Below are 20,480 nucleotides of genomic sequence, written 5' to 3' on the forward strand. Positions count from 1 at the left end.
GGGCCGATCCCAACCCCTACCGTTAGGCCGGTCCACTGCCACACTCGCTGCCGGATCTGTTGTCCATAGGCTGTCAGGTCCCCGGCAAACGACTCCGACAGTGACAGGAATGCTTCATCAACGTAAAGGAAAGAAGAACAGCCATGGACATGACTTCAGCTCAGACATTCCGCTACTCAATCTCTGATGTCGGATGTCCATAGAAAGAACCTCTTTTCCAGGAAATTGGGGCTTGAAGTCCATACCTGCGCAATTGCACCCATTTGACCAGTCAATTGCATTGGTACTGACCACCGCGTGCATCCGACTTGGCCAGTGGGCAGCAGAGACGCAACAGGCAGAAACCGGCCAGAAGCAGTCAGTCAATCATGCGTTACAGTGATTTTTTGCAGCTCTTTATAGAGCCGTTAGCTGCTGCCACCAATAATCCATAGGCCTGCCAGTCGTCAGACAGTCTTATTCTCGATCAGACGATTGCCCCGTCGATGACCAGTAGCTCACCGGTGATGGAGCCAGAGTCCGGTCTTCGGATGCAGGACTCCTGGCTTTGCTCACTCAGCGCCGATCCCGGCCATCGGTTCAGTTTGGCCCCAGCCACCGCCCAGAGACCTGAACAGGTCAACCAGCGCAATCTGCCGTTCCGTGCTGATTTGAATTAGTGTGGTCTGGTTGCTAAAGGTGCTGCGCTGGGCGTCAAGATAACGCAGGTAGTCGTCCACGCCGCCCTCGTAACGCGCCTTAGCCAGGGCCATCGCAGCCTCGCTGGAACCGGCCAGAGCCTGGCGGGCAGCCTCCTCGCGGCGCAGGGTGTCGGTGGCGGCCAGGGCATCGGCCACTTCGCGGAAGGCGGTCTGGATGGTGCCTTCGTAGTCGGCCACCGCCGCGTCCTGGCGCACTTCGGCGAGGTCCAGGTTGGCGCGGTTGCGGCCACCGGCGAAGATCGGCAGCGACAGCGTCGGGGCAAAGCTCCAGGCCCGCGAGCCGCCATCGAACAATCCGGACAACTCGGCACTGGAGCTGCCCACCGAACCGGTCAGGCTGATCCGGGGAAAGAACGCGGCGCGAGCTGCACCGATATCGGCATTGCGCGCCTTGAGGCGGTGCTCGCTGGCGAGAATGTCCGGGCGCCGTTCGATCAGTTCCGAGCTGGTGCCGGGGGCGATGTCCTGCAGCACCATCAGGTCGTCGCGGGGCGTCGCGGGCAGCAGGCGAGCGGCATCTGGCGTGCCGAGCAACAGGACCAGGGCGTTGTCCGCCTGGCGTAACTGGCGTTCGGTGCTCTCGCGCTCGGCCCTAGCCTGTTCGGCAAGGCCGACCGCTTCCTGGTAATCCAGGGCGGTGGCGGCCCCCGCTGCACGGCGCTGGCTGACCAGCTCCAGCGAGGCCATGCGGCTGTCCAGGGTTTGTTCGACCAGGGCCATGCGGCGTAGCGCACCATCGCGGGTCAGGTAGGCCTGGATGACCTCGGCAACCAGGCTGATCTGCGTGGCACGGGTCGCCTCCTCGGTCGCCAGGTAGGTCTCCAGCGCGGCCTCGGAGAGGTTGCGCACGCGGCCGAACAGGTCGACTTCGTACTCCGCGAGGCCGAGGCCGACCTGATAGTTGCTGGTCACTTCCGAGCGCCCGGTCTGCGACAGATCGGCAGGCAGGCGCTGGCGGTTGCCGCTGGCATTGGCGTTGATCGAAGGCAGGCGATCAGCACGCTGGATGCGGTACTGGGCACGCGCAGCTTCGATATCCAGCAGCGCCTGGCGCAGGCTGCGGTTGTTGCTCAGCGCCGTATCCACCGCGCGGCGCAAGTCGGCATCGACGATGAAGGTCTGCCAGTCCAGCGCCTGGGCACGGGTGCCCTCCGCGTCGGCGGCTTGCCAGTGCGACGCGACCGGTGCCTGCGGGCGCTCGTAGGTCGGGGCCAGCGAACAACCCGCCAGGGCGGCGATGGCCAGGGGCAGCAGAGCGCGACGGAGCATGAAGTGAGAGGTCATCGCATTACTCCGCTTTATGCAGGGGATGGTTGTCGGTTTGCTGAGGTTTGGTGCGCAGCAGCGACAGCACCCAGACGAAGAAGATCGGCACGAAGATCACCCCGAGCATGGTCGCGCTGAGCATCCCGCCCAGCACCCCGGTGCCCAGTGCGCGCTGGCTCGCAGCGCCGGCGCCAGTGGCGATGGCCAGCGGCACCACGCCGAGCATGAACGCCATGGAGGTCATGATGATCGGGCGGAAACGCAGGCGCGCGGCTTCGACAGCAGCATCGCGCAGCGAGTAGCCGTCTTCCCACAGGTCCTTGGCGAACTCGACGATGAGAATGGCGTTCTTCGCCGCCAGGCCGATCACGGTGATCAGGCCGACCTTGAAGTACACGTCGTTGGGCAGGCCGATAGCAGTCACCGCCAGTACCGCGCCGAGTGCGCCGACCGGCACGATCAGCATCACCGTCAGCGGGATCGCCCAGCTCTCGTAGAGCGCCACCAGCAGCAGGAACACCACGGTGATGGCCAGGGCGAACAGCATCGTCGCCTGCCCGCTGGCGACCCGCTCCTGATACGACAGCCCGGTCCACTCGTAACCGATACCTTCGGGCAGCTCGGCAGCGATGCGCTCCAGTTCGAGCATCGCCTCGCCAGTGCTCACGCCGGGCGCGGCGTCACCGGCAATGCGGATCGACGGGTAACCGTTGTAACGCGCGACCTGCACCGGGCCTTCTTCCCAGCTCGTGGTGACGAAAGCACTCAGCGGTACCAGGCTGCCGCTGTCGTTGGGCACATGCAGGCGCAGGACGCTTTCCGGTGTCATGCGCTCGGCCTGTTCGGCCTGTACCACCACGCGCTGCTGGCGGCCGGCGTTGGCGAAGTCGTTGATCACCGACGAGCCGAACGCAGTGGACAGCGCGCTGCTGATCGCTTCGAAGCTGACTCCCAGCGTGCGCGCCTGCTCACGGTCGATCACCAGGCGCAGCTGCGGCGCCTCGGCCAGACCTTCCATCATGGCGTAGAGGAACTTCGGATTGCCGTTGACCTTGCCCAGCACTTCATCGCGCGCTGCCAACAGGGCATCGCGGCCAAGGCCGGCGCGGTCCTGCAGGCGCAGGGCGAAACCACCCGAGTTGCCCAGGCCTTCGACCGGCGGTGGCGGCACCGCCATGATCGCGCCGTCATCGAGGTTGGCGAAGTGCTGGTTGACCGCAGCCGACTCGGCTTCCGGCGACTGCGAAGAATCTCGCTCGGACCAGTCCTTGAGCAGCGGGAAGGCAATGGCCGCGTTCTCACCCATGCCGGAGAAGCTGAAGCCGAGGACCAGGAAGGACGTCTGCACGGCCTCGCGGGCCATCAGAAACTCTTCCAGCTCCTCACCCGTGGCCGAGGTGCGCTCACGGGTGGCGCCTGGCGGCAACTGGATGTCGACGATCATGTAGCCCTGGTCTTCCACCGGCACGAAGGATTCCGGCAGGCGCAGGTAGAAGAAACCCATCAGCACCACCACGCCCAGGTAGATGAACATCACCCGCCCGGCGCGCGGCACCAGCTTGCCGTTGAGTTTGGTGTAGCGGCCGGTCAGGGCGGTGAACTTGCGGTTGAACCAGCCGAAGAAACCGGTCTTCTCGTGATGGCCTTCGGGGATCGGTTTGAGCAGCGTGGCGCACAGCGCCGGGGTGAAGGTCAGCGCGAGGAAGCCCGAGAACAGGATCGACACCGCCAGCGACAGCGAGAACTGCTGGTAGATCACCCCCACCGAGCCGGCCATGAAGGCCAGCGGCAGGAACACCGCCGACAGCACCAGGGTGATACCGATGATCGCCCCGGACACCTGCCCCATCGCCTTGATGGTCGCCGGCACCGGCGCCAGGCCTTCCTCGGCCATGATCCGCTCGACGTTCTCCACCACCACGATGGCGTCGTCCACCAGGATGCCGATGGCCAGCACCATGCCGAACATGGTCATCATGTTCACCGAGAAGCCAAGCAGGTACATGAAGGTCAGCGTACCGAGCAGACACACCGGCACGACGATGGACGGGATCAGGGTGTAGCGCACGTTCTGCAGGAACAGGAACATCACCAGGAACACCAGCACCATGGCCTCGATGAGGGTCATGATGACCTTGTCGATCGCCACGTCGACGAAGCGCGAGGTGTCGTACGCCACGGAGAACTCGACGTTGTCCGGGAAGTTGGCCGACAGCTCGGTCAGACGCTGCTTGACCGCCTCGGCGGTCTGGATCGCGTTGGCACCGGGCGACAGCTGCACGGCGGCGGCAACGGCGGGCTTGCCGTCCTGGCGCGAGCCGAAGTTGTAGTCCTGGCTGCCGACCTCGATGCGCGCCACGTCGCCCAGGGTCAGGCGCGAGCCGTCCTGGTTGGCACGCAGCACGATGGCGGCGAATTCCTGCGGGTTGTCCAGGGTACCCTTGACCGCCAGGGTCGCCGTCAGCTCCTGCTCGCTGGAACCCGGCGTGCTGCCGAAGGCACCGGCCGGCACCTGCACGTTCTGCGCGCGGATGGCGTTGTTCACGTCATCGATGGATAGGCCGTAGCCGACCAGCTTCTGCGGATCGATCCACACGCGCATGGCCGCCTCGGAGGCGAAGAACTGCAGCTTGCCGACGCCGTTCACGCGACGGATTTCGTTGTTGATGTTGCGCGCGGCGTAATCGGCCAGCGCCGTGACGTTGGCGTCCTTGTCGCCATCGGTGTAGCTCAGCGCATAGATCAGCAGGAAGCCGGCGGTGGCCTGCTCGGTCTGGATGCCGAGCGTCAGCACGGCCTGCGGCATGCGTGCCTCGGCCTTCTTCAGACGGTTCTGCACGTCAACCTGGGCCAGTTCGGGGTCGGTCCCTGGCTGGAAGGTGACGGTGATCTCGGCGATGCCGTTGGCGTTGCTGGTGGACTCGAAGTACAGCAGGTTCTTGGCGCCGTTGAGTTCTTCCTCGATGACGCTGGTCACCGAGTCGGTGAGCTCCTGCGCCGAAGCGCCGGGATAGGTGGCGGTCACGGTGATCTGCGGCGGCGCCACGTTGGGGTACTGCGCCACCGGCAGGAACGGGATGGCCAGCAGGCCACCCAGCGAGATGAACAGGGCGACTACCCAGGCGAAATTGGGGCGCCGGATGAAAAACAGGGACATGAGAGGTTCTCCGGCTTACTGCACCTGGGACTGTGGAGCGGCTTCGGCGGCATCTTGCTCGCGGGGGATGACCTTGGCGCCCGGACGGATAGCCGCCAGCGAGCTGGTGATCACCTTGTCGCCGACCTGCAGGCCCTCGCTGATTTGCCAGCGCGAGCCCTGCATGGCACCGGTGGTGACCTGGCGCGCCTCGACGGTATCGCCCTCCCCCAGCAGCATCACGCTGGCCTGGCCGTCAGCCGAACGCTGCACGGCACGTTGCGGCACCAGGATGGCGTTCTGGTCGAGCCCTTGCGGTGTGCGCACACGCACGTACATACCCGGCAGCAGCACGCCCTCGGGGTTGTCGAACTGGCCTCGCAGGGCGATCTGCCCGGTGCTGCGATCCACCGAGATATCGGTGAACAGCAGCGTGCCCTTGCGCTCGATATCGGTACCGTCGACACGCAGCGACAGCGGCTGGTCGCTCGCACCGGCAACCTTGCCCTCGGCGATTGCCGCGCGCAGGCGCAGGGCATCGGCAGCAGGCTGGGTGAAGTCGGCGTACACCGGATCGAGTTGCTGGATACGTGCCAGCAGCGTGGCTTCGCCCTGGCCTACCAGAGCCCCTTCGGTGACCTGGGCGCGACCGATACGCCCGGCGATGGGGGCGCGAACCTCGGCATAACCCAGGTCCAGGCGGGCAGTTTCGACATTGGCCTGGGCCGAGCGCTTGTCGGCCTGGGCGCTCTGCAGAGCGGCCATGGCGTTGTCGAAATCCTGCTGGCTGACGGCGTCGATCTTCACCAGTGGTTCGTAACGGCGAACCATCGCCTGAGCCTGGAACAGCTGCGCCTCGGCGCGAGCCAGTTCACCTTCCGCCCGCGACAGGGCCGCCTTGAACGGCGCAGGGTCGATCTGGAACAGCACGTCACCGGCCTTCACGTCGGCCCCTTCCTCGAAGGTGCGCTTGAGCACGATCCCCGCCACCCGCGCGCGCACCTCGGCGACACGCACCGGCTCGATGCGCCCTGGTAGCTCGGCGAACACTGTGAAGGGCTCGGTCTTCACGCTGAGCACATCGACTTCACGCGCTGGCGCCTCTTCCCGTTGCTCTTCGGGCTTGTCGCAGCCAACCAGGGTCACGGCGATCAAATAGGAGATCACGGAAAAAGTGATCCATTCGCGGAATTTGTTCATATCTCACCCAAGCGCGAAGCCAGTACGTAGTCGAAGCCGCGCATGATCCACGCAAAAATCAAATAAGTCAATATTGACTCATTTGATTTTGGTGTGAACAAAGCTAGTATCCTCTTTGAGAAAAATGAGTGTTCTAGGCAAAATACCCGCATCTGCCCGCGATAGATAAAGAGTGACCGATGGATTTAACTGCTGCCGATGAGAAATTGCTGAAGGCCCTGGCGATCGCCATCGTTGACCACCCGCGAGCCACGTTCAAAGAAATAGCCCAGGCAGCGGGGGTCAGCAAGGCGACGCTCAACAGGTTTTGCGGCACCCGCGACAACCTGATCGAGATGCTTCTGAATCATGGTTCGGTGGTTATTTATAGGGTCATTGCCGATGCCGATCTTGAGGCGGCGCCCTTGGACGCATTGCATCGTCTGATCGAAGGCCATTTGATTCACAGGGAGTTGTTGGTATTCCTCTCATTCCAGTGGCGCCCGGACACGTTTGATTTAGATGCAGGCGGCTGCCGATGGCTGCCTTACTCGGAAACGCTGGACGAGTTCTTTCTCCGCGGGCAAAAACTGGGCGTATTCCGTATCGATATCGGTGCCCCGGCGCTTACCGAAATCTTCTCCTCCTTGATCTTCGGCCTGGTAGACGCCGAGCGCCGCGGCCGTATCGCACGCGCAGGTATGGCGGCGTTGATCGAGCAATTCTTCCTGAACGGGGCTTGCAACTACCAAACTTAACGGAAAGCAACGCTCAGTTTTTTTTCCAACGGGTTGGCGGTGTCCGTTTTTGGCCGTTCTCTGACGGTCGTGACAGTGACACGCCCTGGTCAAGTTGAACGCAATCCGTGGTCAACGCCAACCCAAATTGGTGGTCAAGAGGAGTGCAATTTCGCACATACCTGAGGACTGCTCACCACATCGCTTGCGTCGGTAGTAGCTTCCGCACTTTCCCCGTCTCTCACCGCTAAACAGCGCTTTCCGGTAGCGGACTTTAGAGCGGCTTGATACTGGCCAGCATGCAGAAATTCTGCCCGTGTAGCGTCACGACCGGACAAGCCACTAGGGTGGCGGTCAGGAAGGCAGGCAAACGGAACACGGCGAAGCACCTCGAAGGCGCTGGCCACTTGCCATCCAACTGGGCGCGGCCTTTAATCGGCGGATCTGGAAAGGAGACGGATATGCCATTGTTGGACGAGATTATTGGGTGGGCCGGCGGACTCAGACCCTGGCAGCAGGAAGCACTGCGCCGGATATTTGCCCGGGCCGAACTAACCCAAGATGACATCGAGACCATTCTGCGAATGGTTCGCGAGCAAGAACGGGAAGACGCAACCACGGGGGGAGCACGGCCATTCACGCTGGACGACGTACCAGGCGCCGGAAGTGGCGCAACCGTGCGGTTGGTGGGTGTCTCGGGGCTAGACCAGGTAAACGGCTTCCCGTCCGGTCGTGCCTTTGACCTCGCACCGGAGGGCATGACCATTTTCTTTGGTCATAACGGCGCCGGCAAATCCGGCTACGCCCGCGTCTTCAAGAATGCCTGCAACGCTCGGCATCGGGTGGAGGTCCTGCCCGACGCTTTTGGGGCGGCAACCCCAGCTAGACTGCCATCAGCAGATTTCGCCATTTTGGTGGATGGCACTCCGGAAACCGCACGTTGGGTCCAGAACGGGCCGGCCCATTTGCATTTGAGTTCGGTCTCGGTCTACGACGCGGCCTGTGCCAATGACTACATCGACGCGGAAGGGACCCCTGCATTTCAGCCCTACGGACTCACTCATCTGACGCGCCTGGTCCTACTTCAGCGTGATTTACAGGCACGGATTGGGACCGAACGCAATGCCTTGGCTCTGGATACCCGGCAATTCGAACCGCTGAAGGGTGACACCGAAGTCGGCCGCTACATCGCCAAATTAGGTGGGGACTCGGACCGCGCCGTGCTTGCTCGATTAGGGACGGTCGGTGACGATGAACTCCGGCGACTGGAGTTTCTGAAGCGGACATTACTGGAAAGCGATCCTGTGCCGCAGGCGCTGGCCTTGGAACGTTTGGCGACACGCTTGGACCAGGCGCAGCGTCGAGCCGAGGAAGTCCAGCGCTGGGTGAATGATCGTGCCATAGCACGGGCAAAGGAACTGATTACAACGGAAAAAACCGCGCATCTCGCCATGCAACTGGCGCAAGCGCGTCTTCAGGATCGAGACACACTGAACGCCATGGAGTTGCCGGTAACGTCCTCACCCACCGCCACGCTGCTGGAAGGCACAGGAGCTGAACTCTGGCAAACGATGTACCGAGCCGCTGAGGCTTTCTCTCAGCAGACGGCATACCCTGAACATCCCTTCCCGCACCTGGAACCGGACGCTTACTGCGTACTCTGCCAGCAACCTTATTCAACGGATGCCTCGGAGCGCATGCGGCGTTTCGCGGCATTTGTCGCCGACAGCGCCACGGCGGATGCGCAAGCCGCCACGCTTGCGCGCATGAACGCTCTAGGGAAGGTGCAGGCTGTCGATCTAAACGTTCTGGATGTGCCAACACGGGCTGACGTGGAGGAGCGACTGCCCGACCTACACGCTGCCATCACCGCAGCGGCATCGGTCTGGACCGCCCGGCATACTTGGGTTAGCCAAGCCCTGCAAACTGGAAACTGGTCCCCCGAGTCAGAACCGCTTCCTATCGAAGCAAACCTCGATAGTCTCTTCGCCGCCAAAGCTGCTTCGCTCCGAGTCGACGCCAATACCCTGCGGACCTCTGCCGATCCCGCTCTACGCTTGGCGCTGACCCAAGAACTGGCAGAGCTAGAAGCCCGACAACGCCTCGCCAACCAGCTTGGCGCGGTGGAGCGCTTTGTTCAGGACAGTCAGGTCCATGCCACATTGAGCCGCTGCCATGCCGCCCTCAACCCAGCGGCAGTGTCACGCAAACTGACGTCCCTGGCGGCGACGCATGTGACCGAGGCTCTGGCCGCTTCTATGAATGCTGAGTTGAAAGCCCTGGGCTATAAGCGACGGGTGCAACCCGACCTGAGCGGGCGCACAGAGCTGGGGGTGACCAAGGTCACGCTGCGCCTGCAGGAAATCACGGCGAAAGCCTCCAAGGTGCTGTCAGAGGGCGAGCAGCGCGCGTTGGGGATGGCTATGTTCCTCGCCGAGCTCGAATCCCTGCCACATACTTCGACCGTTATTTTCGACGATCCGTCTACGTCGCTGGATCACGTATATCGTCGGGCCATAGCTCGGCGTTTGGTAGCGCTGGCTGAGACCCGCCAAGTGCTGGTGTTCACCCATGATGCGGTGTTCCTGACCGAGCTCGCGATGGCGCTTCAGCGCGCTGATCGCTCGGCCAGCTACAAGACCATCGGTTGGGACGAGTCGCCGGGACTAGTGAGCGAGGGGCTGACGTGGACGACGATGGACACCAAGGCCCGCCTGGCCGATCTCGAAAGTCGTGCGAAAGCACTGAACGTTCCGGTCGGCAGCGACCCGGATGATGAGCTTGAGCGGCAAATCGCATCGGGATACTCAAGCCTCCGAGGCACTGTCGAGCGCGCCATACGCGAGGTTTTTTTGAACAATACCGTCCAGCCGTTCAGCGATGTGGTGAGCGTAGAAGCATTTGGTGCTGTCATTGGCCACCCCGCAGAGGAGTGGGAGCAGTTGCTGGCAGTGTATGCGCGGGCCTGCGAAGCTACCGAGGCCCACGACACCCCAGGCGAGCGCCAACTACCGCTTCCCGCGCGTGAGGAGTTGCTCGGCGATATCGCCCAGGTCCTGGAATTAATCAAAAACGCGACTAAACGCCGAACTGCCTACGAGAATCTACGCCGGGAGCGGACCGCGCAACGCAAGAAGCTCTTCGGCGGCTAGCCCGACGTTTCATGCCGGGCTGGTCGGGCATGGCTGTGTTTCTTTCGAATATTGCGAGCTCTCCGTTTCAAAGTTTTTTGTGGCCTCGCGGATCAAGAGGAAGCACATTGGAGGCCGGCAGTTGGCGCTCCAAGTCCGCAATACGGTCGTACAGCTCAAGAATGGTGGCGTCGGCCTCACTGAGTAGGCTGGCTATGTGGTCACGCTGCTGCGTGATTTCCTCGATCCGTTCTCGAAGTCCACGATTTTTTCTGCGGGCTAATAAGCTGACTTGGCGCACTGATGGCGGACGTTGCTCAGCGTGTCCTTCCACGTACTTTTGGATCTCAGCGATCAGTAGGGGGAAACGAGCTTTTTTCAGTGCAGAGGGGTCGCTGCCGGCCTCCTTGGCAACGTTGTTCTGACTTACGGGCGTCCCCTTCGGCAGTCGTTCGGGCTTGTTGCTCTTCAGCCGCTCGAACGCTGCGCGATACTGCTCGCCGGCACTCATTCGCTTAGCCGGGTCAGCGGATTCATGTTTGCCGGATGACATGGCGATAATTCTCCACACTACGTTTCTGGGCTTCCAACGAAGTCCTTAGCGGACTGTCTACCTCGGCAGCGGCCAGGCGCTCATCCAATACCGCCTCCAACACTTCGACTTCGTCGAGTTGCTCGGGGTCATAGAGAACGTCCGCACATGGTTTGGTTTCTCCGGGGGAGTCGCCCCCTCCGCAGCGAGCGATATTGTCGATGCCCCCATAGGGACAGGGGGTACGGCTCGTGCAGATGCCCAGCAAAATCGGTCGATGAGTGACCGTCCCCTTCTTAGCCAGATTGATCGCTTTCTTAGCATCAGAGGCTGAGATTAGGCGGACAATCTCAGATTTTCGCTTCTCGCCGTGGGGGCTGACGAATCGGTTGCTCGTCAGCTGTTGCAGCTGCCTACCCAAAGTTTCGTACATGGTGCGGACGTAGTAGGTATGGGCCTTCTCTTCCAGCCGTACCCTGGAATGGTTTTGCCCGTAGTAGAGACTCATCGCTCTGGCGACGTGCTTTAGCTGAAACTGCAATGAAGCGTCGCTGACCAGCCCGGATGCCTGCATATTCACTGCGCCGGTTCGTCGGAGTTGATGCCAGGCCAACGGCCAGATTTTGCCGACCGCAAACTCGTCGGTCAGCGTCGGCGTCACCAACCGAGCCAATTCGAAATCTTCCGGCGTAATGCGCAATTGCTCACGGTCGAACAGCTTGTCGAACCACTGAAGCACATGGGCATAGCTCGGAATCGATGGCCGAATCGTGCGGTTGATCTTGGTGAACTTCGTTCCCCACGGTTCAAGGCAATAATCAAGCAGATAGCGCTTGGCCGGATCATCCGGCACCGAGGCCTCGCCGGGGGGAGAGTCGCATTCTGCGCGGAGGTCTGCGACCACACGCATGGCTTCAACTGCCACCTGAGCTGACGGGGACGTCACCCAAAGTGCCTCAGAATCCGACATCGTCTTGGTCGTTCGTCCGCACAATACATGGATGTCGCCAAACTGCGGATCACGTTCTATGTGCAAGCAATCGGCGCGCAGGTTCCAAGCCTCTTCGACTCGCATGAGGCTGAAGTTCAGCAGATAGCACAGTCCAGATCGACTCACGAGGTTGAGGTAGCGACTCAGAGTTTGAATGCGAATTTCGTCGTCGCTCACTCCCAGCCAGCGACGAAATAGTTCCACCATGCCAAACCGATGCGCGGTGTCGATGAATGGGCCGTAGTACTGCCGCCCAGTCCACTTTCCGTTTGATCCATCCGACGGCCACTGAAACGGATAGAACGATTGTGGCCTGCGTTGTCCTTGGAGACTGGCAGAGTTGTGCCGATAGGCAGCCAGACAGAAGCGGAAGCACTCCTCGACTTGGCCTCGATGCGCCAAAAAGTCATCCAGGCATTCGCGCAAGCGTGTGATTTGATAGTGCCAAATGCGGGGCGGGATATAGGGGGTCTGGAGCTTCTGGTGGTCGGGCATGGCCGCTGCGAGGCGTGCCAACCCTGCGCGATCCAACAAGGTGAACCCCAGCGCATCCCGCCGCTCGTACAGTTCGTGCAGCAATGCCAAGAACTCACCGGACCGGGAAGCCTGGAGCACCTCCGGGAGACGGTCGGCAACGCGCGGAAAATGACTCAGTTCGGATGCGAGAATGCCTTCTTGAGTGCACAAGACGAACAGCCGACGCATCTGGTCGAAGCGCGTTTTCAGGCCTCGGTATCCACGGGCTCCATTGGGGCCGTATAGCCACCAGCCGATTACGGTCCGCAATAAATCGGCGTTCGCAGGATCGATCGCGGCGACATATTTCTTAGCTGGGCCATCGCCGAAATTGAGAGTGAGCCGTTTTCCCGCCCATGGGTCGAGCCGCCAAATGGCATCGCCCCAACGGCTCACCACCTGGCCAGCGGCATCTATGATGACCGGCCAATCACGCTGCGGTGGCCAGCACGGCGGACGGTAGTTCGGCGCATCAGGAATCGCTAGGGGCGAGTCGATGCCGAGGCCAAGTTCGGAAAGAATATTTTTCGTCATGCTGATCTTTGTCGCAGTTCTGCCAATCGGATGAAGCCATCCCAGGCCGGGTGGTAGTCACCTTCACTTATGCGCGCTCTGGCTTCTTCGACCCAAAGCCTGCGGACCTCGCTACTTTCTTCGAAGAAGCGCAGTTTGGCCGTCAGCCGATCGATCACCAGCAGGGCCGGATGCTCTGTCGTCAGGTGCTTACCCGAACTGGATGGGCGGTAGCGTGCCAGTTCAAGCGATTTGAGGTGGCGCAAGCTACCGAGAGACCACACATGATCCTCACTTTCGATATCCCGGTGCTGGGTACAGAACAGGCAACCGGCAGCATTGATGCAGTCGGGTCGCGGACCATTCTTCGGCATCGTGCCCACTGGTTCAGGTGTGGCCGATACACATCTACCAGGAGCAGGAGGTGAAAGGGACGGATCGGTTTGCTGATGGAAGCGCGTAATTTCCACCATAGCGATCTGCGGATGGGGGTCGGCATATACGCGTATCAGCGTTTGCACCGTATGCTGGGCCAACTCCGCAACCTGTTGGGGATTCTGGGACTCCCGAAGCAACCAGTTGATGCGCGTCCCGCGCAGTTTTCGCGGTCTCACTATCGGTATGCCAAGCTCGCGGCAGATGCGCGTAACGTTCGTGAACTGCGTCGCCTCTTCTAGGATTCGTCCCCCGCTACGTATAAGCGGAAAGAGCAAACCATCCGGCTCATTGGGAAACCATTCGGAACGCCATTCGAGATAGCGCTCGAACCACTCTCGATAACTGGCAAAGATCTCGAATAGCACTTCTCCTTCCCGTCGATTTTTGTAGGTACGTACCTGGTAGCCGTCTATGTGGCTGGTGTAATGAAACTGCTCAACCCGCAGGGTATGTGCTTGCTGGAGGTTCAGACCGGTCTGGGCGATGAACATCAGCAATTCACTCTCGATCCGTAAATTGACGATGGGGAAACGGGTCCGCAGTGTCCGATCTGCATCGTGGGCGGCACGCGCCGCCAGGGATGCTTCGATTTGCGCTTGGTTTTGCGGCCTGGTACGGCGGGCCGCTACTTTCTCGGGGCTCTGCAATCCCGACCATAGTTCCAGCACTTGGCCGGTGCGTAACGAAATACAAACTGGGAGGGGGGCCATTGTCCCCCTCCAGGTCAATGCCTCGCATACGTCAGCTAGAAGGTGTCCGAATGCGAAGGTGTTTTGCAGATTCTGCTTGTCCGCTTTGCTCGTATGTACCTTGCCTTTGCCGCGCGGCTTGCGAATACGTGTGCTCTTGCTCAGGCTTGCTTGGCGGTCCAATGCTCGGTCCAGCATCGTCGCCGTGAGCCTGGTGAGATCGTACAGGGACCCATCGCTGAAATTGCGTTCGACTCGATGACGCTGGAGCAAGTGATCGGTCCAACGAATGAACGTGTCGGCCGCCGTCTCGAGACTGAGATTCACGTTTTCTGAATCGATCCAGGCAAAGAATCGGCGCAATGCACTGATCTTGTTCTGCACCGAGAAGCGACTTCCGCCACCAGCAAGGTCGTCAGTCATGTGCTCATGCAGCTGCGTCACCAGCTCGAAACGTTCCGGCAAGGGACTGCCGAGTTCGCCCTGCGCGATCTGGCGGCCCACATGCTTCACCTTTGCTGCTGCACCTCCGCGAAACAGCAGCGGCCGGAGGTCCCAGGGCGTTTCAGTGGCCCCATACTCAAGCATCGGGAAAGTGAGGTCGAATTCGGAACTATCCATCGTGCCGCGCCCCAGCGCCGATCCCGCTAAATGCCGCCATGAAGCTATTTGAGAGGGCTTGTTTGATCGGCAGTGCCTGTACGAATCGGATGTATTTGAAGGTGGTGGCTTCAGAGTTAGGCCCATGGAGCAACGCGTCGCTGACCGTCGCAATTACAATAGCGACATCGGCACAAGCCGATAGCGCCAGACGTGCCAATTCGGTACCGAAGGTGCAGCGCGACTGATGGAAGCGGAATTTACGGAGCACCTGTAGTTCTGCTTTGACGCCCCGTTTTCGAAACTCGGACATCTCAACATTCACAGCAGATGACTGATCGGTGCCGCGCCTGCCATAGGCGTTACCAAAGCGGGTCAAGAACAGCAAATCACGATTCTCGGGCGAGGCTTTCGCCTCTCGTTCCATCCTCCGCCAGCCTTTGGCATATTCCAGCAATTCATCACGCAACGCTTCGGGTATCCAGACCTGGCCAGTCACACCGAATTTCGTGTGCACTGGCGGAGCTGCGCCTGGACCAACTGCAAGGCGTAGAAGCCCTTCAGCGGAAGGGTCGGGGGCGGCGCGCTCCAGAGACTGAATCTTGAGATCACAGATGCTGCCGAGCCGCATCCCGGTAAAAAATCCAAGGGCCAACATGAGGTAGAGCTCGGGCGTGGCGTTCTCTGCGGCGAAATCCAGAATTGCATCGCGATCGGTCTCCGAGACTGGCAACAGCCCATCTTCAAGCGTTTGGCCTGGGCGCTTACGGTTCGGGATGCTGAGGTCGGTGGTGGTTCCGCTGATCGTTCGCTCGAACCCCACCCGGTCGAAGTATTTAACGACGTAGGGTTTTTCCCGCCACAGCTGGACGTGTGGAGAAAGAAGCTCCCTATGCCTTACCCACCGATAGAACATGATGCAATTGCGCATGTACTCAGACGCCGTGGATGGGCCGATCTGGCCGGCATCGCGCATCTTGATCAACGCCCCTCGGTATAGCACCAGGCAGCGGTCAGCTTTGCGAGCGGGAAACTCGAACCACTGCAAATCACGAGATTCAAGAAATTTAGCGTAATTGAGAAGGCCATTCATGTTACTGGCAACGGTCTTAAGAGAAGCGTCACCAGTCGTTGCTCGCTCCACTGCCCACAGGTTTGCCTCCCTCCAAGGTGCATAGTCTGCCCAAAAGATTTGGGGCAAGCCCTCAATGGATGGCCGGCTGCTACTGGGGGAGTATGCGACGGCGTTCTCTCTGCGCACGAGGTAATGGGGCACGAAATGAATGCGCTCTAGCGTCGCCATTCAACGCCCCTGGGACGCTTAACAATGTCCATAGATAGAACTCAATAGCTTAGGCGTCCGCACTATACAACTTACTCTTATCGATGGAGTAGACCTCCAGCTCGGGGGCCATGGTCTCCAACGTGCTCATCACCCTGCCAGACATGTCTCCATAGAGCGCGTAGTTGGAGCTGAACGCCACACCGCCATGCGCCTCGAACTGCTCGCGGATCTTGAAGTAGGGCCCAGCCATCTTGATACCCATCGCCTTGGCTTCGGGGCTGCGCGACACCACGCATCCATCGTTGTTGGAGAGCACCACGATCGGGCGGCCACGCAGCTCAGGGCGAAACAGCCGCTCACAGCTGGCGTAGAAGTTGTTTACATCAACGAGCGCTATAGCCATCACGCTGCCTCAGATTGCCAATCACATGGGTGACCACTCCGAACAACTCCAGGGAGAGACTCATACAAGGGTCGATAGGCGCGAACGCCGGATTGGCTGGCAGCAGCCGCAACCTCGGCTTGAGCTGCAAGGTCTTTACCGTGAAGCCGCCATCGAGTTGTGCAATCACCACATCACCATGGCGAGGGGTGAGGCTCTTATCGACCACCAGCAAGTCACCGGGAAAGATGCCGACCCCGGTCATGCTCTCCCCCTCGGCACGCAGATAGAAGGTTGCTGCAGGGTGCGACACGCAGTGGGTGTTAAGGTCCAACTTCCCTTCCAGATAGTCGCTGGCTGGGCTGGGAAAGCCACAAGAGGCGCGGTGCAAGAACAGCGGGATGGTCACCTCGGCGGGTGATGGGTCTGGGGTTAACAGCTTCATGGCAAAACACCTGTATTTATATACAGCCATTATAGCGCACCACCTTTGAACCAGCGCAAGTCCCGCATGCCAGTGATGGCGTACCATGGCGCCAACAAATAACAAAGATGTCAGTATGAGTCACAATCTGTGTGCCCTACCGAAAGAGCAGCAAGAACGGGTCGAGGTCGAGAAGGCCGCCGCATATGCGGTATGGAAGGAGCGCAACGGTCACTTGGCCACGCAGAAAGCGAAGCGAACCAACATCAAGGTGAACTGGGTCGCTACTTCCTTGAAAAGGTCGCCTACTTCAAGTCGCGCTGACCCTATCAACACGTTCATCGGTGGCTATGCAGGTCACTAGCAACAAACCGCATTCCAAACAACTTAACGAGGTACGTATTGTGACGGCATTGGTAGCCAACTTGGTAGAGACCTACTCCAGCCGAGGTGCTTACAAGGGCGCCATTAGCGCTTGGCGGGTTTCAAGTGATATGGCCAACAAAATCTCCACCGTCATTGGGGTTTACAAGTCTCAAGTCGTGGTTGTCATCGAAGGCTGCCAGCTGAAACTCTCGGCACCTGATGCCAATGAACTACACGATGACGGGTGTGATGGTCGTTACTTCGTGGTCGGTGGAGACGTTTACGAAGACACCAAAGCTTGGCTAAAGCCGCATCCGTGGTTATTCAAGTCACTGGCCAGCGTACAAGGCCCACGCTACCTGAGCCTCGAAGAGGCCAACCAGATACCTTCAGGCAGCGTCATACTGAAGTAAGCCATATCTACACATCTTGATAGATAAGGTGAGGGAGGCTCGCGCCTCCCCCACTCAACACCACACCTCACACAAGCTCTCTGCCTGCGCCAGAACCAGCTGAGCAGCCTCTTCCTGCTGGTCTGGCGGGTACTTGTACTTGCGCAGGATGCGCTTGACCATCAGCCGCAGTTTGGCGCGCACGCTTTCGCGGCTGCTCCAATCCACGGTCACGCTACGGCGCAGGTTGGCTGTCAGCTCATGGGCTATCTTGGCCAGTATCTCGTCCCCCAGCTCACGCACTGACGCCTCGTTGTTGGCCAACGCATCATAGAAGGCGAGCTCGTCATCGTTAAGGCCCAAGGCCTGCCCCCGCTTGCTTACGGCGGCAAACTTCTTGGCCATGTCGATCAGCTCCTCGATCACCTGTGCGGTTTCGATGGAGCGGTTCTGATAGCGTGCGATCACCTTGGTCAGCATCTCCGAGAACTTCTTCTCCTGGGAGAGGTTGGTCGCGAACTTCGACTTGATCTCCCCCTCCAGCAGTCGCTCCAGCAACTCCACCGCAAGATTGCGCTCCGGCAGGTTGCGCACCTCGGCCAGAAACTCATCATCGAGCAGGCCGATATTGGGCTTGTCGAGCCCCACCGCTTCAAACACATCGACCACATCGCCCGATACCACCGCATTGCCGATGATCTGGCGAATGGCCAAGTCGCGCTCTTCGTCGGTTTTCTTCTTTTGGGAGATCGCCTTCTTGGTCAACAACACTTTGACCGCCTGCAAGAAGGCCACTTCTTCCCGCACTGCCTTGGCCTCGTCAAGGGTGCAGCAGAGCGTGAACGCCTTGCTCATCGCCAGCGCGTTGTCGGCAAAGCGCTTCTTGCCATCCTCAAGGCCAAGAATAAAGTTGGCGGCCCCGGCGAGCAGCTTGTGGCCACCGGTGAGGTAGTCGCTGTAATCAAAGCCATGCAGCAGGGCGCGCAGGATATCGAGTTTCTCCTCCAACACCGCGTAGGCCTCATGGGCATCGACGGTCGGCTTGCCCCGTCCTTTGCTGGCGGTGTACTCCTTGATGGCGCTCTTGAGCTCGTTGGCGATCCCGATGTAATCGACCACCAGCCCGCCTTGCTTGTCCTTGAACACCCGGTTCACCCGTGCAATCGCCTGCATCAGGTTGTGGCCCTTCATCGGCTTGTCCACATAGAGGGTATGCACGCAGGGCGCATCGAAGCCGGTCAGCCACATATCACGCACGATGACCAGCTTGAGCGGGTCACTCGGGTCTTTGAACCGCTTCTCCAGCCGTTTCTTCACTTGGGTGGCATGGATGTGGGGCCGCAGCAATGCCTTGTCAGAAGCGCTACCGGTCATCACGATCTTGATGGCCCCCTTGTCGGGGTCCGGGTCATGCCAGTCGGGGCGCAGGGCCACGATGGCATCATACAAGTGCACGCAAATCTCGCGGCTCATGGCGACCACCATGGCCTTGCCATGCTGCGCCTGATTGCGCTCTTCGAAGTGGGCCACCAGATCGGCGGCAACCCGCTCAATTCTTGGCTTGCTGCCAACCACCTTCTCCAAGGCTGCCCACCGTGACTTAAGCTTGGCCTGCTCGCTCTCTTCCTCATCCTCGGCCAACTCATCCACTTCGTCGTCGATGTGGGGAAGCTCTTCGTTATTAAGTGACAACTTGGCCAAGCGTGACTCGTAGTAGATGGCAACCGTGGCACCATCGTCCTTGGCCTGCTGCATGTCGTAGACGTGGATGTAGTCGCCAAAGACGGCGCGAGTGTCGCGGTCTTCCGCTGATACGGGCGTACCGGTAAAGGCCACGAACGTCGCGTTGGGCAGCGCGTCGCGCAAGTGCTGTGCATACCCGACCTGATAGCGCGCAGCCCCTTCTGCAACCTTGCCTGGCGCTTTGAGCGAGGCGCTGAAACCGTACTGGGTTCGATGTGCTTCATCCGCGATGACCACGATGTTGGCGCGGTCGCTGAGCACAGGGAACGTGTCCTCATCCTCGCCGGGCATGAACTTCTGGATGGTCGTGAACACGATGCCACCGGAGGGCCTGTTGCCAAGCTTGTCACGCAGGTCACCTCGCGTACTCACTTGCACCGGCTCCTCGCGCAGCAGATCTTGCGAGAGTGAGAAGACCCCGAACAGCTGGCCATCAAGGTCATTGCGGTCAGTGATGACGACGATGGTCGGGTTCTCCATCGCGGCGTCTCGCATCACCCGGGCCGCAAAGCAGGTCATGGTGATGCTCTTGCCACTGCCCTGGGTATGCCACACCACCCCGCCCTTGTGGCTGCCGTCTGGACGCGATGCGAGCACCACCTGCTCGATGGCCGCCCTGACTGCATGGAACTGATGGTAACCGGCGATCTTCTTGACCAACCGGCCATCATCTTCAAACAGCACGAAGAAGCGCAGGTAATCGAGCAACATGGCCGGGGTCAGAATGCCGCGCACCATGGTCTCCAGCTCGCCAAACTCGCCGTAGGGGTCGAGGTTGACCCCATCCACAGTGCGCCACTGCATAAAGCGTTCGGCATCCGCAGACAGCGATCCCATCCGCGCCTCGCTACCATCGGAGGCAATCATGATCTCGTTGTACTGGAACAGGTCGGGGATCTGCTCCTTGTAGGTCTGCAGTTGGTCGAATGCCTTCCAGATGTCGGCATGCACGTCGGCCGGGTTCTTGAGCTCCAGCACCACCAGCGGCAGCCCGTTGATGAAGAGGATGATGTCGGGGCGGCGGGTGTGTTTGGGCCCCTTGATAGAGAACTGGTTGATGGCGAGCCACTCGTTGGCGGTGGGCTGCTCGAAGTCAACGAGGCGGACAAAGTCCCCCACCGTTTCGCCATCGCGCTGGTACTGGACTGGCACTCCATTCACCAGCAAGCGGTGAAATGCCCGGTTGGCCGACAGCAGCGCTGGGGTATCGAGGTTGACCACTTGGGTCAGCGCATCTTCACGCGCCACCAGCGGCACGGAGGGGTTGAGCCGGGCAATCGCCTCCCGCAAGCGCTCGCGCAGCAGCACTTGCTGGAACTGCTCACGCCACGGGTTATCAGAATCGGGGGCAACGTCGTAGCCACACACCACGCGATAGCCCACCTCGGCCAACCACCCCAGCACCTCTTGTTCCAACTGATCTTCGGTCATGCACCATCACTCATCAACAAGGAGAAAC

The 20,480-nt window shown here is 60.4% G+C and carries 13 protein-coding genes and 1 pseudogene; 4 read left to right on the forward strand and 10 right to left on the reverse strand.

What is annotated here, in order from left to right; genetic code table 11:
- Positions 1–551: 551 nt before the first annotated feature.
- Genes OKB77_RS22715 through OKB77_RS22725 form a run of 3 tightly spaced genes read right to left on the reverse strand, consistent with a single transcriptional unit; the run spans position 552 to position 6,303 of the window.
- On the reverse strand, positions 552–1,985 hold the full coding sequence (locus OKB77_RS22715; protein WP_088903432.1) for a multidrug efflux transporter outer membrane subunit TOprJ2: 1,434 nt from the start codon (positions 1,983–1,985) through the stop codon (positions 552–554).
- 4 nt (positions 1,986–1,989) lie between these two features.
- On the reverse strand, positions 1,990–5,124 hold the full coding sequence (gene tmexD, locus OKB77_RS22720; RefSeq protein WP_101618153.1) for a multidrug efflux RND transporter permease subunit TMexD: 3,135 nt from the start codon (positions 5,122–5,124) through the stop codon (positions 1,990–1,992).
- 15 nt (positions 5,125–5,139) lie between these two features.
- The gene (locus OKB77_RS22725; RefSeq protein ID WP_088903431.1) at positions 5,140–6,303 is read right to left on the reverse strand and encodes a multidrug efflux RND transporter periplasmic adaptor subunit TMexC2; all 1,164 of its coding nucleotides are present in this window, start codon (positions 6,301–6,303) and stop codon (positions 5,140–5,142) included.
- 179 nt (positions 6,304–6,482) lie between these two features.
- On the opposite strand from OKB77_RS22725, the gene OKB77_RS22730 reads away from it, so the two are divergent.
- Positions 6,483–7,040, forward strand: a complete 558-nt coding sequence (locus tag OKB77_RS22730) for a TetR/AcrR family transcriptional regulator (RefSeq protein ID WP_090519109.1) — start codon at positions 6,483–6,485, stop codon at positions 7,038–7,040.
- 440 nt (positions 7,041–7,480) lie between these two features.
- Complete coding sequence (locus OKB77_RS22735; protein WP_058131653.1) at positions 7,481–10,171, forward strand: AAA family ATPase; 2,691 nt, start codon at positions 7,481–7,483, stop codon at positions 10,169–10,171.
- A 67-nt stretch (positions 10,172–10,238) separates the two neighbouring features.
- Here OKB77_RS22735 and OKB77_RS22740 read toward each other — a convergent pair whose 3' ends face one another.
- From OKB77_RS22740 to umuD, 6 genes and pseudogenes are all read right to left on the reverse strand, one after another.
- Positions 10,239–10,703, reverse strand: coding sequence for a hypothetical protein (locus tag OKB77_RS22740; protein WP_270818559.1), 465 nt, complete (start codon positions 10,701–10,703; stop codon positions 10,239–10,241).
- A complete protein-coding gene (locus OKB77_RS22745; protein WP_034039551.1) occupies positions 10,684–12,723 on the reverse strand; it encodes a hypothetical protein in 2,040 nt (679 codons plus the stop codon). The genes OKB77_RS22740 and OKB77_RS22745 overlap by 20 nt, the downstream gene beginning before the upstream one ends.
- Positions 12,720–14,450, reverse strand: a complete 1,731-nt coding sequence (locus OKB77_RS22750; protein WP_034039553.1) for a site-specific integrase — start codon at positions 14,448–14,450, stop codon at positions 12,720–12,722. The genes OKB77_RS22745 and OKB77_RS22750 overlap by 4 nt, the downstream gene beginning before the upstream one ends.
- The gene (locus OKB77_RS22755) at positions 14,443–15,732 is read right to left on the reverse strand and encodes a site-specific integrase (RefSeq protein WP_034039555.1); all 1,290 of its coding nucleotides are present in this window, start codon (positions 15,730–15,732) and stop codon (positions 14,443–14,445) included. The genes OKB77_RS22750 and OKB77_RS22755 overlap by 8 nt, the downstream gene beginning before the upstream one ends.
- A gap of 67 nt (positions 15,733–15,799) precedes the next feature.
- Positions 15,800–16,117, reverse strand: a pseudogene (locus tag OKB77_RS22760) (Y-family DNA polymerase); the annotation flags it as partial.
- Positions 16,098–16,541: a translesion error-prone DNA polymerase V autoproteolytic subunit gene (gene umuD / locus OKB77_RS22765; protein WP_077097232.1), complete on the reverse strand. Its 444-nt coding sequence runs from the start codon at positions 16,539–16,541 to the stop codon at positions 16,098–16,100. The pseudogene OKB77_RS22760 and the gene umuD, both read right to left, overlap by 20 nt.
- Before the next feature lie 115 nt (positions 16,542–16,656).
- Between umuD and OKB77_RS22770 the strand changes: the two genes are divergently transcribed.
- Both OKB77_RS22770 and OKB77_RS22775 read left to right on the forward strand, forming a co-directional pair.
- The gene (locus OKB77_RS22770) at positions 16,657–16,884 is read left to right on the forward strand and encodes a DUF3283 family protein (protein WP_234923784.1); all 228 of its coding nucleotides are present in this window, start codon (positions 16,657–16,659) and stop codon (positions 16,882–16,884) included.
- A gap of 130 nt (positions 16,885–17,014) precedes the next feature.
- Positions 17,015–17,299, forward strand: a complete 285-nt coding sequence (locus OKB77_RS22775; protein ID WP_201976379.1) for a hypothetical protein — start codon at positions 17,015–17,017, stop codon at positions 17,297–17,299.
- Positions 17,300–17,353: 54 nt separating this feature from the next.
- On the opposite strand, the gene OKB77_RS22780 is transcribed toward OKB77_RS22775, so the two are convergent.
- A complete protein-coding gene (locus OKB77_RS22780; RefSeq protein WP_201976382.1) occupies positions 17,354–20,452 on the reverse strand; it encodes a type I restriction endonuclease subunit R in 3,099 nt (1,032 codons plus the stop codon).
- Positions 20,453–20,480 lie beyond the last annotated feature (28 nt).

It is taken from the genome of Aeromonas sp. Y318-3 (assembly GCF_027706185.1).
GTDB classification, from domain to species: domain Bacteria; phylum Pseudomonadota; class Gammaproteobacteria; order Enterobacterales; family Aeromonadaceae; genus Aeromonas; species Aeromonas veronii.

Coding starts and splice junctions, on each gene's coding strand:
- OKB77_RS22775 (WP_201976379.1), top strand. CDS start 17,015: ATGGCCAACAAAATCTCCACCGTCATTGGGGTTTACAAGTCTCAAGTC.
- OKB77_RS22735 (WP_058131653.1), top strand. CDS start 7,481: ATGCCATTGTTGGACGAGATTATTGGGTGGGCCGGCGGACTCAGACCC.
- umuD (WP_077097232.1), bottom strand. CDS start 16,541: ATGAAGCTGTTAACCCCAGACCCATCACCCGCCGAGGTGACCATCCCG.
- OKB77_RS22715 (WP_088903432.1), bottom strand. CDS start 1,985: ATGACCTCTCACTTCATGCTCCGTCGCGCTCTGCTGCCCCTGGCCATC.
- OKB77_RS22750 (WP_034039553.1), bottom strand. CDS start 14,450: ATGGATAGTTCCGAATTCGACCTCACTTTCCCGATGCTTGAGTATGGG.
- OKB77_RS22725 (WP_088903431.1), bottom strand. CDS start 6,303: ATGAACAAATTCCGCGAATGGATCACTTTTTCCGTGATCTCCTATTTG.
- OKB77_RS22770 (WP_234923784.1), top strand. CDS start 16,657: ATGAGTCACAATCTGTGTGCCCTACCGAAAGAGCAGCAAGAACGGGTC.
- OKB77_RS22740 (WP_270818559.1), bottom strand. CDS start 10,703: ATGTCATCCGGCAAACATGAATCCGCTGACCCGGCTAAGCGAATGAGT.
- OKB77_RS22755 (WP_034039555.1), bottom strand. CDS start 15,732: ATGGCGACGCTAGAGCGCATTCATTTCGTGCCCCATTACCTCGTGCGC.
- OKB77_RS22780 (WP_201976382.1), bottom strand. CDS start 20,452: ATGACCGAAGATCAGTTGGAACAAGAGGTGCTGGGGTGGTTGGCCGAG.
- OKB77_RS22745 (WP_034039551.1), bottom strand. CDS start 12,723: ATGACGAAAAATATTCTTTCCGAACTTGGCCTCGGCATCGACTCGCCC.
- OKB77_RS22730 (WP_090519109.1), top strand. CDS start 6,483: ATGGATTTAACTGCTGCCGATGAGAAATTGCTGAAGGCCCTGGCGATC.
- tmexD (WP_101618153.1), bottom strand. CDS start 5,124: ATGTCCCTGTTTTTCATCCGGCGCCCCAATTTCGCCTGGGTAGTCGCC.